The organism is Streptomyces sp. NPDC021115 (assembly GCF_044333065.1).
In the GTDB taxonomy this organism is placed as follows: Bacteria; Actinomycetota; Actinomycetes; order Streptomycetales; family Streptomycetaceae; genus Streptomyces.
Window position 1 is genome coordinate 330,732 of the sequence record NZ_JBIRQF010000008.1, and the last position, 16,078, is coordinate 346,809.

Genomic DNA, 16,078 nt, shown 5'->3' on the forward strand with positions numbered 1-16,078 from the left:
TGGGCACGGCGAAAGGCCGCACGCCCCGGGATGCGGGTGGCATCCCGGGGCGTGCGGGTGAAGGCGTGGGGCCGGGGGTCAGGTCGCGTCGCGGCCCGGTGCCTGACCGGCCGACGCCGTGCGGTCCGCCTCGGCTCGGGCGAGCGCCGCGTCCACGAGGTGGTCCTCCTTCGCCTTGTTGGCGCCGCCCTGGCTCTTGATCATCGTGACGATCAGAAAGGTGAAGGCCACGGCCATCACCAGGGGCGGTACCAGCGCGGAGACGTAATCCATCCCTATCGGCCTCCTTTTGCTCGATGCCCCCAGATTACGCGGCGCCCGCGTCGGCCCCCGCGCCGGGCCCGGCACCGGGCCTGACGCCGCGGCGGGCGCCCGGGCCGAGCCGGGACTCCTCATCCGGCGGCGGGGAGGGGCGGCGGCGCTTGGGCGGGAAGACCTCCGCGGGCGTCGGCACGGGCCGCTGCGGGCGCGGGGTGCCACGCCCCGGCTCACGCCGCTTCGGCTCCTCGCGGTCGCCGCGGTCGGGGGCGGGAGTGGGCTTCTTGCGCGGCTCCTGCTTCGGCTCCTCGTCCTTCAGCACCGGCCCGGCCGCGACCGCCCCCGCTCCGGCCCGCACGCCGCCCGGGAGGGCGCGCAGCCGGGCCTCCACGGGGCGGGGACGCGGCGGGGCGGCCGCCACGGCGCGCGTCGCGAGCCGGGCGCGTACGCAGCGCTCGGCCAGGCGCTCGCAGTGGCTCAGCAGCGCGCGGCGGCGCGTCGCCTCGCCGTCCGACACGGTGGCCCGGCACAGCGTGCGGAGCGCGGCCAGGTCCTCCGGAAGCGGCTCGTAACCGGCGGCCAGGGCGCCCTCGAGCTGCCCCAGATAGCCGACGGCGGCGCCGGGGAGAGCGGCGCGGTAGCGGGCCAGCTCGTCGAGCAGGAACGCTCGCAGCCGCCCGCCCTCGCGGACCGCCTCGTCCACGGCCTCGGCGAGCCGGAAACAGTCCTGGACCTCCTCCGCCCGGTCCGGGCCGAGGGGGCCGGGGGGAGTGACGGGTTCGGGTTGAAGGGCGATGGCGAGGGCGCGTCGGAGCACACGCAGCTCATCCGCACTGAACGCCATTCCGCCGCGGGATCCATAGGGCGTGGGCATGGGAGGACTTTAAGTGCTAAGCGGACAAATTTCGCTGAGCGGCGGGCGGTGCGGCGCGTTGCGGGGGCGGCCATTCGGCGGTGGGAGCCGGGGCGCGGGGTCGCCGCCGCTCCGGAGTCCCACCCGGGGGGGGGCGAGCCGCGGCCGGGCGGGTTCCGCTTGTCGATCCCGAATTCGACGGGACGGCATTCCTCGACTGCGGCTCGGCAGTCGCTGGAGTGGCCTCACCGCCGCCCTGTCGAAAGACCGGCGCGAAGAACGGGACGATGAACAGGGTGATGAACAGGGCGCGGAAGAGCGCGCGGAATTCGTTTCGTAATGCCGCCAATAGCGCCGAGTTCGCAGGTGAACGGTGTTTTCGGCGTGATCGGCCGCCGAACGGCCCGATCAGTACGAGAACGGCCCGCTCGGCACCGCCCGGCGCCGCTCAGCCGCGCGCGACGTTGCGCTCGTAGACCAGCCGCAGGCCGATCAGGGTGAGCCAGGGCTCGTGCTCGTCGATCACCGATGCCTCGCCCAGCACCATCGGGGCCAGACCGCCGGTGGCGATCACCGTCACCTCCTCGGGGTCCTTCGCCAGCTCACGCGCCATGCGCCGGACGATCCCGTCGACCTGGCCCGCGAAGCCGTAGAGGATGCCGGACTGCATGGCCTCCACGGTGTTCTTCCCGATCACGCTGCGCGGGCGGGCCAGCTCGATCTTGCGCAGCTGCGCACCGCGGACGCCCAGCGCCTCGACCGAGATCTCGATACCGGGCGCGATCACCCCGCCCACGTACTCACCGCGCGTGCTGACCGCGTCGAACGTCGTCGCGGTGCCGAAGTCGACGACCACACACGGGCCCTCGTACAGCTCGACGGCCGCCAGGGCGTTGATGATCCGGTCGGCGCCGACCTCCTTCGGGTTGTCCATGAGGATCGGCACACCGGTCTTCACGCCCGGCTCGACCAGGACGGACGGCACATCGCCGTAGTAGCGGCGGGTGACCTCGCGCAGCTCGTGCAGGACGGAGGGGACGGTGGAGCAGATGGAGATGCCCTCGATGCCGTCGCCCAGCTCCTCGCCGAGCAGCGGATGCATCCCCATCAGGCCCTGGAGCAGGACGGCCAGTTCGTCGGCGGTGCGGCGGGCGTCGGTGGAGATCCGCCAGTGCTCGACGATCTCCTCGCCGTCGAAGAGGCCGAGGACGGTGTGGGTGTTTCCCACATCGATGGTCAGCAGCATGGGCGACACCGCCTCCGGTCGGACTCACGGCAGAGGACGAGTTCTGGGGTGGTGGGCGGGGCGACGGGCGGGCCGATGGTCAGCAGCATCGCTCGGTCACCCCGTCTCGCGCAGGTCCAGGCCGATGTCGAGGATCGGGGACGAGTGGGTGAGCGCGCCGACCGCCAGGTAGTCGACGCCCGTGTCGGCGTACGCGCGGGCGTTGGCGAGCGTCAGGCGGCCCGAGGACTCCAGCGCGGCCCGGCCCGCGACCAGGCCGACCGCCTCCCGGGTGCGCTCCGGGGTGAAGTTGTCCAGCAGGATCAGATCCGCGCCCGCCGCCAGGACCGGCGGGATCTGGTCGAGGGTGTCGACCTCCACTTCGATCGGCAGGTCGGGGAACTCGGCCCGGACGGCGCCGAACGCCTCCGCCACGCCGCCCGCCGCGACCACGTGGTTGTCCTTGACGAGCGCCGCGTCCGACAGCGACATGCGGTGGTTGACTCCCCCGCCGCAGCGCACCGCGTACTTCTCCAGGGCGCGCAGCCCCGGCGTCGTCTTACGGGTGTCGCGGACCTTCGTCTTCGTGCCCTCCAGCACGTCCGCCCAGGCGCGGGTCGCGGTCGCGATGCCGGAGAGACGGCACAGCAGGTTGAGCGCGCTGCGCTCGCCGGTGAGCAGGTCGCGGGTGCGCGTGCGGACGGTCAGCAGCTTCTGGCCGGGCTCGACCCGGTCGCCGTCCTCCACGTGCCGCTCGACCTCGAACTCGTCCGTACAGACGACGGACAGGATCGCCTCCGCGATCCGCAGCCCGGCCACGGTGCCCGCCTCACGGGCCGTGAAGTCGCCGGTGGCGAAGGCGTCCTCGGGGACGGTCGCGACGGTCGTCACGTCCACGCCCTGGTCGAGGTCCTCCTCGATCGCCATGTGCGCGATGTCCTCGACCTGGACGGGGTCGAGCCCGGCATCGGCCAGCAGCTGGGCCAGATCGGGGTCGAGGCCGCACTCCATCGGGTCGAGCCCGTACGCGCCGTCGTCGTCACTGCCGCAGCCGCAGGCGCTGCCGCAGCCACCGCCCTCGCCGCCGCCCGGGACGCCGATCTGGAGCAGCGGAAGGTCCACGGGCCGTGGGGGGCTCTGCTGGCGGTCGTCGGAGGTGCTGCTCACGGGTGGGACTCCGTCTCGGGTGGGGTGGTGGGTGAGGGGAACGCCGCGGAGTCCGTCGTACGGACGTCGAGCGAGCCGTCGGGGGCGAGGGTGACCAGGAGGTGCCGCCGCCACGCCGCGTCGTCCCGGTCGGGGCGGTCCTCCCGCCAGTGGCAGCCGCGGGTCTCCTCGCGCCGGAGCGCGGCGGCCACCAGGACCCGGGCGACGAGGAGGAGGTTCGTCGCCTCCCAGCTCTCGACGCCGGGCTCGGCCGTCTTGCCGTTGCGGCGCAGCGTCTCGACGGCGTCGTCCCGGACGCGGTCCAGCTGCGCGGCGGCGCGGGCGAGGCTTGTCGCGGAGCGGAGGACCCCGGCGCCGGTGGTCATGACGCGCTGGACGGCGAGCCGCGCCTCGGGCGCGAGCAGGGGCCCTGGTGCGGGAGTGGGGGCCGTGCGCGGGGGCGCGGGCTCCGGCGGGGAGGGCCGGTCGGCGATGTCGGCCGCGATGCGCTCGGCGAAGACCAGGCCCTCCAGCAGCGAGTTGGAGGCGAGCCGGTTGGCGCCGTGGACGCCCGTACAGGCCGTCTCGCCGCACGCGTACAGACCCGGGACGGTCGTGCGCCCCCGCAGGTCCGTCCACACCCCGCCGCTGGCGTAGTGCGCGGCGGGGGCCACCGGGATCGGCTCGGTGACCGGGTCGATGCCATGGGAGCGGCAGGCGGCCAGGATCGTCGGGAAGCGGTGCTCCCACATCCGGGCGCCGAAGTGGCGGGCGTCCAGATACATGTGGGCGGCGCCCTGCTCCCGCATCCGCCGCATGATGCCCTTGGCGACGATGTCGCGGGGGGCCAGCTCGGCCAGTTCGTGCTGCCCCACCATGAAGCGCACCCCCTGGGCGTCCACGAGATGCGCGCCCTCGCCGCGCACCGCTTCCGACACCAGCGGCTGCTGCCCCTCGGCCTCCGGGCCGAGCCACAGCACCGTGGGGTGGAACTGGACGAACTCCAGATCGCTCACCTCCGCCCCGGCGCGCAGCGCGAGGGCGACGCCGTCGCCGGTGGAGACGGCGGGGTTGGTGGTGGCGGAGAAGACCTGGCCCATGCCGCCCGTCGCGAGGACGACGGCGCCCGCGCGGACCGCTCCCACGCCGTCCCGCGCGCCCTCGCCCATGACGTGCAGGGTGACGCCCGCGGCGCGGCCGGAGGCGTCCTTGAGGAGGTCGAGCACGAGCGCGTGCTCGACGATGTCGATCCCGGCCGCGCGCACCGCGTCGACCAGGGCGCGGGAGATCTCCGCACCGGTCGCGTCGCCGCCCGCGTGGGCGATGCGGCTGCGGTGGTGGCCGCCCTCGCGGGTCAGCAGGATCTCGCCGGTCTCGTCGTCGGCGTCAAAGCGGGCGCCGGTGGCGATGAGCCGCCGCACGGCGCCGGGGCCCTCGGTGACCAGCATCCGCACGGCCCGCTCGTCGCACAGCCCGGCGCCCGCGACGAGCGTGTCGTCCAGGTGCTGCCCTGGGGTGTCGCCCTCGCCGAGGGCAGCGGCTATGCCGCCCTGGGCCCAGCGCGTCGAGCCGTCGTCGAGGCGGGCCTTGGTGACGACGGTGACCTTCGCCCCGGCGGCGGCGCAGCGCAGCGCCACGGTCAGGCCCGCGACGCCCGAGCCGACGACCACGACATCAGCCTCGGTGGCCCAGCCGGGCGCGGGGGCGCGCAGGGCGGTGGCGGGCGCAGTGGCGCCGGACAGGGCGGTCATCGGGCGGCTCCGCACCACAGCCGGATGTTGTCGATCAGCCGGGTGGAGCCGACCTTGGCGGCGACGGCCAGGATGGCCTCGCCGGTGTGGTCCTCGGGCGCCTCGGTGAAGCTCTCCGGGTCGATCAGGTCCACGTAGTCGAGGACGAGCGGCGGATCGAGGAGCGCCGCCTCCGCCAGCACCGCGCGCGCCGCGGCCCGTACGGCGCCGGGTGAGGCGACCCGGACCAGGCCGTGGGTTTCCCCGCCTTCGGCGCTTCCGGCGGACCGCGCCGCCGACACCCCCGCGTCCCGCCCGGCGAACAGCGCCCGGGACAGGGCCAGCGCGGTCTCCCGGTCCCGCGCCGAGAGGTAGCGGTTGCGGCTGGAGAGGGCGAGCCCGTCGCCCTCCCGGACCGTGGGGACGCCGACGATCTCCACCGGGAAGTCCAGGTCGTGCACCATCCGGCGGACCAGCACGAGCTGCTGGGCGTCCTTCTCGCCGAAGAAGGCGACATCCGGGCGGGTGAGGTGGAGCAGCTTGGCGACGACGGTGAGCACCCCGTCGAAGTGGCCGGGCCGGGTGGCGCCCTCGTACCCCTCGCCCATGGCCCCGGCGGACATCCGTATCCGCGGTTCGCCGCTCCCGTAGACCTCGTCGGCCGAGGGCGCGAAGACGATGTCCGCCCCGGCGGCGGCCGCGACCTTCAGGTCGGCGTCGAGGGTGCGCGGATAGCGGTCCAGGTCCTCGCCCGCGCCGAACTGGAGCGGATTGACGAAGACCGTGACGGTGACGAGGCCCTCGGCGCCGACCCGGGCGCGCGCGGCGCGGATCAGCGAGGCGTGCCCGTCATGCAGCGCGCCCATGGTCATGACGACGGCCGTACGCCCCGGCACGGCGAACCGCTCCAGCGCCGCGTCGAAGTCCGCGCGGCGCGCGAACAGCTCGGCGTCCGGCTCGCCGGGGCCCGGCTTGGTCCACAGCTTCGGGCTCATGATCCCGCTCCTCCCCGGCCCCGGGCGTCCGATGCGTCCGACAGAACGCCCAGCAGGTTCTCGGCCAGCTCCGGCTTGAGCATCCCGTGCGCGAGCGCCCGGTCCGCCGTGGCACGGGCCATCGCGAGATATCCGGCGACGGCGTGCGGCGCGTGCCGCCGCAGCTCCTGGACGTGCGCGGCGACCGTGCCCGCGTCGCCGCGCGCGACCGGGCCGGTGAGCGCGGCGTCGCCGCTGCGCAGCGAGTTGTCCAGGGCCGCGCCGAGCAGCGGGCCCAGCATCCGGTCGGGCGCCTCGACACCGGACGCGCGCAGCAGCTCCATGCTCTGGGCGACCAGGGTGACCAGGTGGTTGGCGCCGATGGCGAGGGCCGCGTGATACAGCGGACGGGACTCCTCCGCGATCCACTCGGGCTCGCCGCCCATCTCGATGACCAGCGCCTCGGCCGCCAGCCGCAGCTCCTCGGGGGCGGTGACGCCGAAGGAGCAGCCCGCGAGCCGCTGGACGTCGACCGGGGTGCCGGTGAAGGTCATCACCGGGTGCAGCGCGAGCGGCAGCGCACCGGCCCGCAGAGCGGGCTCCAGCACGCCGGTGCCGTAGCGCCCCGAGGTGTGCACCAGCAGCTGGCCGGGGCGCACCGCACCGGTCTCGGCGAGGCCCGCGACCAGCTCCGGCAGGGCGTCGTCGGGGACGGTGAGCAGCACCAGCTCGGCCCGCGCCAGCACCTCGGCCGGCGGGACGATCGGGACCTCGGGGAGCAGGGCGGCGGCCCGGCTCACGGAGGCGTCGGAGACACCGGACGCGGCGACGGGCCGGTGCCCGGCCAGCCGCAGCGAGGCGGCGAGCGGCGGACCGACGCGACCGGCGCCGACGACGCCGACGGTGAGCCGGGCCGGGCGGTCCCGCGGATCGGGAAGTGGTTGTGCGTTCACGCGACTGCGGCCTTCCGTTCCAGTCCTCAGGGGGTACCGGACGATTCCCCGCCATGCTACGCGAGTGCCCCGGCGGGGCCCGGGTGCCTGTGAACAACGCCGTTGGACGCTGGGCAAGGCGGCCTGTGGATAACTCCGGGCGCGCGCCGTCCGTGGGTCATCATCGGGTCATGGCCGACATGGCGGATGTGGGGGATGTGGTGGACGTGGTGGACGTGACGGAGGCAGCGGAGGTTTCTGACGAGACCGAGGAGGCGGTGCGGGCGCGCAGGCTCGCGGCCTGGCGCGGCTCCGAGCGGACCCTGGTGCGGGGCCCGGTCGAGCGGCGGATCGGCGAGCGGCTGGCGGACCTGACCGCCGCCCCTGACCTCGACGGCGCCCTCGACGACTGGGTCGACATGTACGGGGACGGGGTGGTCGAGAGGCTGGAGCGGCGGGTCGCCGACCTGCTCGGCATGGAGGCCGCGGCCTTCTTCCCCACTGGCACCATGGCCCAGCAGGTCGCGCTGCGCGCCTGGGCCGGGCGCACCGGAAACCCGGTGGTGGCCGTCCATCCGCTGGCTCATCTGGAGGTCCACGAGCGGGACGCGTATCTGACGGTGAGCGGGCTGCGCGCGGTGCGGCCGACCAGCGAGCCCCGGCTGCCCACCGCCGCCGAGATCCGCGACCTGGACGAGCCCTTCGGCACCCTCGCCCTCGAACTGCCGCTGCGCGACGCGGGCTTCGTGCTGCCGGAGTGGGACGATCTGGTCGCCGTCGTGGCGGCCGCCCGGGAGCGGGAGGCGGTGGTCCACTTCGACGGGGCCCGGCTGTGGGAGTGCACGACGCACTTCGGGCGCGGGCTCCCGGAGATCGCCGCCCTCGCGGACACGGTGTACGTGTCCTTCTACAAGTCCCTCGACGGCATCGCGGGCGCCGCGCTCGCGGGCCCGGAGACGCTGATAGCGGAGGCGGCGGCCTGGCGCCACCGGTACGGCGGCCAGCTGTTCCAGCAGTGGCCGACGGCGCTCGCCGCCCTGGCCGGTCTCGACCGCGAACTGCCGCGGCTGCCGTCGTACGTGGCCCATGCGGCCGTCGTCGCGCGGGCGATGCGGGAGGCGTTCGCGGCGGCCGGTGCCGGGGTGGCCTGGTCCCGGGTGCATCCGGAGGTGCCGCACACCCATCAGTTCCAGGTGTGGCTGCCGTATCCGGCGCGGGTGCTGGACGAGGCGGGGCTACGGCTGGCCGAGGAGACCCGGACGACGCTGTTCCGGCGCTGGTGGGAACCGGGGCCGCCCGGTCTGGCCATGTCCGAGGTGACGGTGGCCGCGCCCGCCCTGGACTGGACGGCGGAGGAGGTGACGGAGGCGGTCGCCGCGTTCCTGACGCGGGTGCGGGCGGTGCTGGCCGAGGACGGCGCGGACGAGGGCACCTGAGCCGCGGGCCGGGCGGCGGCTCAACCGGTGGTCGGGCGGACGGGGGCGTCCCCGCACGACGTCCCGGCGGCCGACGGCTGTGCGGCACGTACGGTCCCGGCTGCTTGTGCGGCGCGTACGGGGCGGGCCGCGCCCGCCGCTGCCGCGCGCAGCGCCCGCAGCGCCCGCAGGACGGCCCCGCGGCGGCGCCGGGCCGGGCGGTCGTCGATTTCGTCGATGACGGCCTGGAAGTCGCGGTACTCGCGCAGCGACCGGAGGGCGCGCCAGTCGCCGTGGCCGGGAGCTGGCGGGGCGGGCTCGCCACGCTGGGCGGCCCGGTACAGGTCGAGTGCGTACTGCTGAGTGATGGACATGGCATGAGCGTCGGACCACCCGCCGCCGCCCGTCACCTCGTTTGACGATCGCCGTCAAACGAGGCCGGGGCGCGGCGCGGGCTGCCGCACCATGGGGTCATGGCCAATGTCGTGGACATCACCGGGCTGCCGCCCGAGCGCATCGTCTTCAGTCCGTCGCCGCTCGCCGAACTGGGCGCCGCGCTGCACGTGCTGTCCGAGCCCGCCCACCACCCCGGGCTGCACGGCTGGGCCACCGCGACCGCCGCCGCCCTCAAACCGGATCTCGCCGACCGGCTGTGCGAGGCGGACTTCCTGTGGGGCACCGCCCGCTCCGATTTGCTGCTGCCCTCCGCCCCCGGGGCGACACTCGCCGAGGACCTGGACTCGCTGGACCGGATCGACGACGAGGCGTTCGTCGCTGCCGCCTTCGAGATCAGCTGCTCCGCCAACTACGACCGGCCGACGCCGTCGCCGCTGGTCGACCGGGACGAGCGGGACCGGGTCCGGGACATGGCCCGCGCCCGCGGACCGCGGCAACTGGCCTTCGTGGACCGCATGCTGGCCGACCCGGACGGGCTGCGGGTGTGGCTGCGGCGGCTGCTGGAGGACTGCGACCAGGCGTTCTTCGCCGACACCTGGCGGCGGGTGCGGATCCAACTGGCCGCCGACGCCCGCCACAAGGGCGAGCTGTTGCAGCGCAAGGGGCTTGCGGAGGCGCTGTCGGCGGCCTCGGCCGCGCTGTCGCTGGAGGAGGGCGCCGACGGGCGGACGCGCGTCCTGGTCGACAAGCTGGCCGCGGGGCGGACGACGGCGACCGGGTCCGGGCTGACCCTCATCCCGACAACCTTCGGCTGGCCGCATCTGCTGCTGGTGCACGCGCCGGGCTGGCGCCCGGTGATCCAGTACCCGATCGCCGCACCCGAACTCGCCCCGCCCGCCGCCCTCCAGCTCGTCCAGCAGCGGCTGGAGGCCCTGGCCCACCCGATGCGGATGCGCATCTGCCGCACCCTGGCCCGTGGCCCGCACACCACGGGCGAGCTGGCCGAGGCGTACGCCATCACACCCCCGGAGGTCTCCCGCCACATCGCCGTCCTGAAGAAGGCCGGCCTCCTCCACACCCGCCGGCGGGGACGGTACGTCCTGCACCAACTGGAGCTGGGAGTGGTGGCCCGGCTGGGCAGCGACTTCCTGGAGGGCGTCCTCCGCTAGCCCTGACGCGGCGTCTTCCCCACCCCGCCCCTTCCCGAACCGGGGGCAACCCCCGGCCCCCGAATGCGGGGCTCCGCCCCAGCGCCCCGCAGGTGGCAGACCACTGCCGCGGGCCGCGCCGCAACGGCCACGCCCACGCGGGTGCTGGCGCGGAGCCCTGCGGCCCCACAGGCAGTGGGGCCGGGCCGCGACGCCGGGGCCCAGCGCTCCGGAGCGGGCCCGCCCGGGGCCCGCGGCAAGCCCCGCCTCTGGGGGGCGCCGGGGGAATCCCCCGGTTTCGGGAAGGGGCGGGGTAGGGGAAGCCCCGGCGGCGCCGCGCGGTGGCCCGACGCGCCGGGGCGGGGCACTGCCCGTGGAGCGGGCCCCACCGGCGGAGCCGGGCACTCCGGGGCGGGCCCGCCCGGGGGCCCGCGGCCAACCCCGCGCCTGGGGGCCAGGAGGGGGATCCCCCGGACGCCGTGCTCAGCGGGGGGTGCCGCCGGCTCGGACCAGGCCGGTTTCGTAGGCCATGACGACCACCTGCACGCGGTCGCGGAGTTCCAGCTTCGTGAGGATGCGGCCCACGTGGGTCTTCACGGTCGCCTCGGACAGCACCAGGCGGCCCGCTATCTCGCCGTTCGACAGGCCCTGGGCGACGAGCATCATCACCTCGCGCTCGCGCTCGGTGAGGCGTTCCAGCTCGGGGCGGGCCGCGGCGCCCGAACGGCCGCCGAGGGGGCCGCCGGTGCCCGGGAGCATGGGGGCGAAGCGGTTCAGCAGGCGGCGGGTGGTGCTGGGGGCGACGACCGCGTCGCCGCTGTGGACGGCGCGGATCGCGGTGAGGAGTTCGCCCGGCGGCACGTCCTTGAGCATGAAGCCGCTCGCACCCGCCTTGAGGGCGGAGAAGGCGTACTCGTCCAGGTCGAAGGTGGTCAGGATGAGCACCCGCGGCGCCCCCTCGCGCTCACAGATGCGCCGGGTCGCCTCCACCCCGTCCAGCTTGGGCATGCGGACGTCCATCAGGACGACGTCCACCTCGGCGGAGCGCACCGCCTCCAGCGCCTCCTGCCCGTCGCCCGCCTCGGCGACGACCTCCATATCGGGCTGGGCGGCGAGCACCATGCGGAAACCGGTGCGCAGCAGCACCTGGTCATCGACGAGCATGACGCGGATCGACATCCGGTCGGGTCCCTTCATTCGGTTTCCCTCCGTGCGGCGCTCGCCGCGTACGTACGCGGCGAGCGGACGTGTCCGCGGTTCAGCCCGCCGGTTTCAGCGGCAGCAGCGCGCTGATGCGGAAGCCGCCGCCCGGGCGCGGGCCCGCGTCGAGCGTGCCACCCACCATGCCGACGCGTTCACGCATTCCGATCAGCCCGTGGCCGCTGCCGTCGGCGCCGCCGTCCTCGTACAACTCGCGCTGGGCGCCCCGGCCGTCGTCCTCGACGAGCAGGCCGAGCCCGTCATCGAAGTAGGTGATGCGGACGCTGGCGCCGACGTCGGGGCCGCCGTGCTTGCGGCTGTTGGTGAGCGCTTCCTGCACGATGCGGTACGCGGTCAGCTCGACGCCGCTGGGCAGCTGGCGCGGGCTGCCGACGACCCTGAAGTCGACCGGGAGCCCGGATCCGCGGGCCTTCTGGACCAGTTCGTCGATCTGCTCGACGTCCGGCTGCGGGACGTAGTCGCTGGCCTCGCCCGGCTCCCCGGTGCGCAGCACGCCCAGCAGCCGCCGCATCTCGGCGAGGGCCTGGCGGCCGGTGCCGGAGATCGTCTCCAGCGCCTGCCGGGCCTGGTCCGGGGAGGCGTCGAGCACGTACGCGGCGCCGTCCGCCTGAACGACCATCACCGACACGTTGTGCGCGACGACGTCGTGCAATTCGCGGGCGATACGGGCGCGTTCCGCGGCGACCGCGACCTTCGACTGCGCCTCGCGCTCCTTCTCCAGCCGGGAGGCGCGCTCCTCCAGCTGGGCGTAGTAGGCGCGGCGGGTGCGGATCGAGTCGCCGAGCACCCAGGCCAGGACGAAGGGGATGGTGATGAAGACCGTCGAGACGACGGCCGCCCACGCGGACTCGTGTTCGCTGGGCCAGCGAAGGGTGGCGAGCGACGGCGCGCAGATCGCGGCGCCCAGCGCCAGCCGGGAGGTGCGGCGCCCGGCGGTGCACGCGGCGGTGTAGACGATCACCAGCATCGCGAAGTCGACGATGTTGGTCCTGACGTCCAGCGCGAGCTGGGCGACGCCGCACGCGATGGCCAGCCACAGCATCATCGTGGTGGCGCGGCGGCGCAGCGCGACGGTGGCGCAGAGCGCCAGGGTGATCGGCACGGCCGCGAGCGGTGGCTCGTTGCCCGGGGCCGCCCCTACGAGCCACAGGAGACCGCAGCCGAAGAGGAGGACGCCCCAGAAGGCGTCCACCCCTGTCGGATGGCTGCGGAGGAAATCGTAGAGGCGCTGCACGTCACCCAGAGTAGGCAGTACGGATACCCGGGCGGGTCAGCCCGAGGAGCGATCCGTGCAGCCCCGCCCTACTCCCCAAGGTGGATGCCGCTCCGCTTTAGCGTGGTGGATGTGGCAAGTGAACAGCAGGAATGGCACGGGTGGCGGGCAGCCGCCCAACGCGCGCTCTACGGGACGGACGGCTTCTTCCGGCGAGCGGAGGGACCGGCCGGTCACTTCCGCACCTCGGTGCACGCCTCACCGCTGTACGCGCGGGCGGTCGCGGAGCTGCTGCGGCGGGTGGACGAGACGCTGGGACGGCCGCCGAAGCTGGCGTTGGTGGACATGGGCGCGGGCCGCGGCGAGCTGCTGACCGGGGTGCTGGCGGAAGTCGCGGGGCTGCCGCACGGGCTGGCCGCGCGGCTGCGGCCGTACGCGGTCGAGCGGGCGGCGCGGCCGGAAGGGCTCGACGGGCGGGTGGAATGGCGGGAGACGGTCCCGGAGGGGTTCACCGGGCTGCTGTTCGCCAACGAGTGGCTGGACAACGTCCCCGTGGACGTCGCCGAAACGGACTCCGACGGCGTCCCGCGCCGGGTCGAGGTCTCGGCGGCGGACGGCGCCGAACGGCTCGGCGCCGAGGTGACCGGCGAGGACGCGGCGTGGCTGGCCCGCTGGTGGCCGCTGTCCGGCGCCGAACCGGGGCTGCGGGCCGAGATCGGCCACCCGCGCGACGCGGCCTGGGCGGAGGCGGTGCGATGCGTGCGGGCCGGGCTCGCGGTGGCCGTGGACTACGGCCACGAGCGCGCCGCCCGGCCGCCCTTCGGCACGCTGACCGGCTTCCGGGAGGGGCGGGAGGTGCGGCCGGTGCCGGACGGCTCATGCGATCTCACGGCGCATGTGGCGCTGGACGCGTGCGCGGCCGGGACGGACGCCCGGCTGATCCCCCAGCGCGACGCGCTGCGCCACCTGGGCCTCGACGGCGGCCGCCCGCCGCTCGCCATGGCCGCATCGGACCCGGCCGCCTACGTACGGGCCCTGAGCGCGGCGGGCGAGGCGGCGGAGCTGCTGGACCCGGCGGGCCTGGGCGGCTTCCGCTGGCTGGCCCGCCCGGTGGGCCTCCCGGCGGGCGTCCCGCACGACGCGCTGCTCCCCTGACGCCGGGTCCAGGGGCTGGACCCGGTTTCTGGACGGGGCGGGTGTCGGGACAGACTGTTCCCATGACGGAGACGACAGTCGGCATCGGCGGCGCCGCGGAAAGCACCGACATGGTGCTGAACATCGGCCCGCAGCACCCGTCCACCCACGGCGTGCTGCGGCTCCGGCTGGTGGTCGACGGGGAGCGCGTGCAGCACGCGGAGCCGGTGATCGGCTACATGCACCGCGGCGCCGAGAAGCTGTTCGAGGCGCGCGACTACCGCCAGATCATCATGCTCGCCAACCGTCACGACTGGCTGTCCGCCTTCTCCAACGAGCTGGGCGTCGTGCTCGCCGTCGAGCGGATGCTCGGGATGGAGGTCCCGGAGCGCGCCGTATGGATGCGGACGCTGCTGGCCGAGCTGAACCGGGTGCTCAACCATCTGATGTTCCTGGGGTCGTACCCGCTGGAGCTGGGCGGCATCACGCCGATCTTCCACGCGTTCCGGGAGCGCGAGGATCTCCAGCACGTCATGGAGGAGATCTCCGGCGGCCGGATGCACTACATGTTCAACCGGGTCGGCGGGCTCAAGGAGGACCTGCCCGCGGGCTGGCTCGGCCGGGCCCGGGCGGCCGTGGCCGAGGTCCGGTCGCGGATGGACGTGTACGACGGGCTCGTCCTCGGCAACGAGATCTTCCGGGGCCGCACCCGCGGGGTGGGCGTGCTGTCCGCGGAGGCCGTGCACGCGTACGGGGTCAGCGGCCCCATCGCCCGCGCCTCGGGCGTGGACTTCGACCTGCGGCGCGACGAGCCGTATCTGGCGTACGGGGAGCTCCAGGACACCCTGAAGGTCGTGGTGCGCGAGGAGGGCGACTGCCTCGCCCGCTTTGAATGCCTGCTGGAGCAGACGCACAACGCCCTGGCGCTCGCCGACGCCTGCCTGGACCGGATCGCCGAGCTGCCGCCGGGGCCGATCAACCAGCGGCTGCCGAAGGTGCTCAAGGCTCCCGAGGGCCACACCTACGCCTGGACCGAGAACCCGCTCGGCCTCAACGGCTACTACCTCGTCTCCAAGGGCGAGAAGACGCCGTACCGGCTGAAGCTCCGCTCAGCCTCGTTCAACAACATCCAGGCGCTCACGGAGCTTCTGCCGGGCACGCTCGTCGCCGACATGGTGGCGATCCTGGGATCGCTGTTCTTCGTCGTCGGCGACATCGACAAGTAAATCGACAAGTAAGGCGACGCCCACGGGGTGTCTCAGGAGATCGCGCTGCGCAGCCCGTCGATCCCCAGGTGCTCGTGCTCGTTCTCCTCGTGCGCGGTGAGGTCGATGACCTCGCCCACCGCTCCCTTGCGGGTCTCGGCGAGGGTTTCCGCGCCGATCACATCGGCGAGGTCCTCCTCGGCCTCCGGCTCGGGCTCCTGCTGCTTCGGCGGGGTCTTCTGGGTGCCGAAGTAGTCGAAACCGCCCTGCGAACGGGAGGCGGCCCGGCGTGCCGCGGCATACGGCACCACGGCGGAGGCGGCCGTACGGGCGTGTGGCGGCGGCACCGGGGAGCTGCCCGGGCCGTCACGCTCGTCGGCCGCCGGGCGCTTCCCCGGGACGGCTGCACCGTCCTCGTCCGGGTCCGCGGCCGCTCTCCCGGCCTTGCCGTCCTTCGCTTCCGCTTTCTCCTGCTCCTTGGCCTCGGCCTCGGCCTTTTCCTGCTCGACGGCCAGGGTCCGCGATTCCGCTTCGGCCCGCTCCCGCTGCTGGCGGGCGCTGGCGACGAGGCGGCTCAGCGCCTGGTCGGCGCGGGCGTACGCGTCGAGGTCGTCACCGAGGGACTCCACCGGCTCGGCGGACTCGCCGTTCTCGTCGGCCTTGTCGGACGGCGACGCGCCCGCGGTCAGCTCCTTCGACGGAGCCGCGGCCTCCAGGGCGAGCCTGCGGCGGCCCTCCAGGGCGCTGGCGCGCTCGGTCTCGGCCGTGGCGTAGCGGCGCAGCAGCTCGGCGTGCTCGTTGCGCAGCCGGGCCAGTTCGGCCCGCTTGGCGCGCAGGCTGGTGTTGAGCGCGGTGCGCAGCTCGGTCGCCTTCTCGGCGTCCGCCTCCAGCTCCGCGATCCGCTCCTCGTACTTCATCTCCTGGCGGGCGGTCTCGCTCGCGGCCTCCGCGACCCGGCGGCCGGCGGCGCGGTCCCAACGGCGTGTCAGGACCGAGCCGACGACCGCGGCGGTGGCCGCGGTCGCGGCGAGTCCACGGATCACAACCGTGTCGCCGACCAGCCAGGCACCGGCGGCGCAGGTTATTGACGCGGCTGCGACCGACAGCGGGGGAAGTAGCCTGTGCAGGGGTGGGGATTGGCGGTGGCGTCCACGTGGCATGGGCCGAAACTTACCGTGCGTACGCCGGTTTTGGGGGGTCGGCAGGCCACATCCGTTGTCAATCCGTT

15 protein-coding genes are annotated in these 16,078 nt (G+C 74.6%); 4 read left to right on the top strand and 11 right to left on the bottom strand.

Annotated features, from left to right (window positions below):
* Positions 1-78: 78 nt before the first annotated feature.
* The 7 genes from ACH4TL_RS25770 to ACH4TL_RS25800 form a co-directional block, all read right to left on the bottom strand.
* The gene (locus ACH4TL_RS25770) at positions 79-273 is read right to left on the bottom strand and encodes a hypothetical protein (protein WP_398305054.1); all 195 of its coding nucleotides are present in this window, start codon (positions 271-273) and stop codon (positions 79-81) included.
* Positions 274-307: 34 nt separating this feature from the next.
* Complete coding sequence (locus ACH4TL_RS25775) at positions 308-1,132, bottom strand: hypothetical protein (protein ID WP_398318863.1); 825 nt, start codon at positions 1,130-1,132, stop codon at positions 308-310.
* A 427-nt stretch (positions 1,133-1,559) separates the two neighbouring features.
* Positions 1,560-2,357 carry a type III pantothenate kinase gene (locus tag ACH4TL_RS25780; RefSeq protein ID WP_398318860.1) on the bottom strand — a complete coding sequence of 266 codons (798 nt, stop codon included), beginning with the start codon at positions 2,355-2,357 and terminating at the stop codon, positions 1,560-1,562.
* A 96-nt stretch (positions 2,358-2,453) separates the two neighbouring features.
* Positions 2,454-3,503, bottom strand: a complete 1,050-nt coding sequence (gene nadC / locus ACH4TL_RS25785) for a carboxylating nicotinate-nucleotide diphosphorylase (protein ID WP_398318857.1) — start codon at positions 3,501-3,503, stop codon at positions 2,454-2,456.
* A complete protein-coding gene (locus tag ACH4TL_RS25790) occupies positions 3,500-5,233 on the bottom strand; it encodes an L-aspartate oxidase (protein ID WP_398318854.1) in 1,734 nt (577 codons plus the stop codon). Before ACH4TL_RS25790 ends, nadC begins: the two co-directional genes overlap by 4 nt.
* Entirely contained in the window at positions 5,230-6,207 is a 978-nt protein-coding gene (gene panC, locus ACH4TL_RS25795) for a pantoate--beta-alanine ligase (RefSeq protein ID WP_398318851.1), read from the bottom strand. Before panC ends, ACH4TL_RS25790 begins: the two co-directional genes overlap by 4 nt.
* Complete coding sequence (locus ACH4TL_RS25800) at positions 6,204-7,139, bottom strand: Rossmann-like and DUF2520 domain-containing protein (RefSeq protein ID WP_398318848.1); 936 nt, start codon at positions 7,137-7,139, stop codon at positions 6,204-6,206. Before ACH4TL_RS25800 ends, panC begins: the two co-directional genes overlap by 4 nt.
* 179 nt (positions 7,140-7,318) lie before the next feature.
* On the opposite strand from ACH4TL_RS25800, the gene ACH4TL_RS25805 reads away from it, so the two are divergent.
* Complete coding sequence (locus ACH4TL_RS25805) at positions 7,319-8,554, top strand: threonine aldolase family protein (RefSeq protein ID WP_398319689.1); 1,236 nt, start codon at positions 7,319-7,321, stop codon at positions 8,552-8,554.
* Between the two features lie 20 nt (positions 8,555-8,574).
* Here the strand turns inward: ACH4TL_RS25805 and ACH4TL_RS25810 are convergent, their stop codons facing one another.
* Positions 8,575-8,907 (bottom strand): hypothetical protein, encoded by a 333-nt coding sequence (locus tag ACH4TL_RS25810; protein WP_398318845.1) that lies wholly within the window; start codon positions 8,905-8,907, stop codon positions 8,575-8,577.
* Positions 8,908-9,006: 99 nt separating this feature from the next.
* Here ACH4TL_RS25810 and ACH4TL_RS25815 point away from each other — a divergent pair, with 99 nt between their 5' ends.
* Positions 9,007-10,098, top strand: coding sequence for a DUF5937 family protein (locus ACH4TL_RS25815; protein ID WP_398318842.1), 1,092 nt, complete (start codon positions 9,007-9,009; stop codon positions 10,096-10,098).
* Between the two features lie 462 nt (positions 10,099-10,560).
* Here the strand turns inward: ACH4TL_RS25815 and ACH4TL_RS25820 are convergent, their stop codons facing one another.
* Together ACH4TL_RS25820 and ACH4TL_RS25825 are read right to left on the bottom strand one after the other, a co-directional pair.
* Positions 10,561-11,256, bottom strand: coding sequence for a response regulator (locus tag ACH4TL_RS25820; protein ID WP_398319686.1), 696 nt, complete (start codon positions 11,254-11,256; stop codon positions 10,561-10,563).
* A 79-nt stretch (positions 11,257-11,335) separates the two neighbouring features.
* Positions 11,336-12,532 (bottom strand): sensor histidine kinase, encoded by a 1,197-nt coding sequence (locus tag ACH4TL_RS25825; RefSeq protein WP_398318839.1) that lies wholly within the window; start codon positions 12,530-12,532, stop codon positions 11,336-11,338.
* An 84-nt stretch (positions 12,533-12,616) separates the two neighbouring features.
* Between ACH4TL_RS25825 and ACH4TL_RS25830 the strand changes: the two genes are divergently transcribed.
* Both ACH4TL_RS25830 and ACH4TL_RS25835 read left to right on the top strand, forming a co-directional pair.
* Positions 12,617-13,666: an SAM-dependent methyltransferase gene (locus ACH4TL_RS25830; RefSeq protein ID WP_398318836.1), complete on the top strand. Its 1,050-nt coding sequence runs from the start codon at positions 12,617-12,619 to the stop codon at positions 13,664-13,666.
* Between the two features lie 62 nt (positions 13,667-13,728).
* Positions 13,729-14,871, top strand: coding sequence for an NADH-quinone oxidoreductase subunit D (locus ACH4TL_RS25835; RefSeq protein WP_398318833.1), 1,143 nt, complete (start codon positions 13,729-13,731; stop codon positions 14,869-14,871).
* A 32-nt stretch (positions 14,872-14,903) separates the two neighbouring features.
* On the opposite strand, the gene ACH4TL_RS25840 is transcribed toward ACH4TL_RS25835, so the two are convergent.
* On the bottom strand, positions 14,904-16,010 hold the full coding sequence (locus tag ACH4TL_RS25840) for a hypothetical protein (RefSeq protein ID WP_398318830.1): 1,107 nt from the start codon (positions 16,008-16,010) through the stop codon (positions 14,904-14,906).
* Between the last annotated feature and the right edge of the window lie 68 nt (positions 16,011-16,078).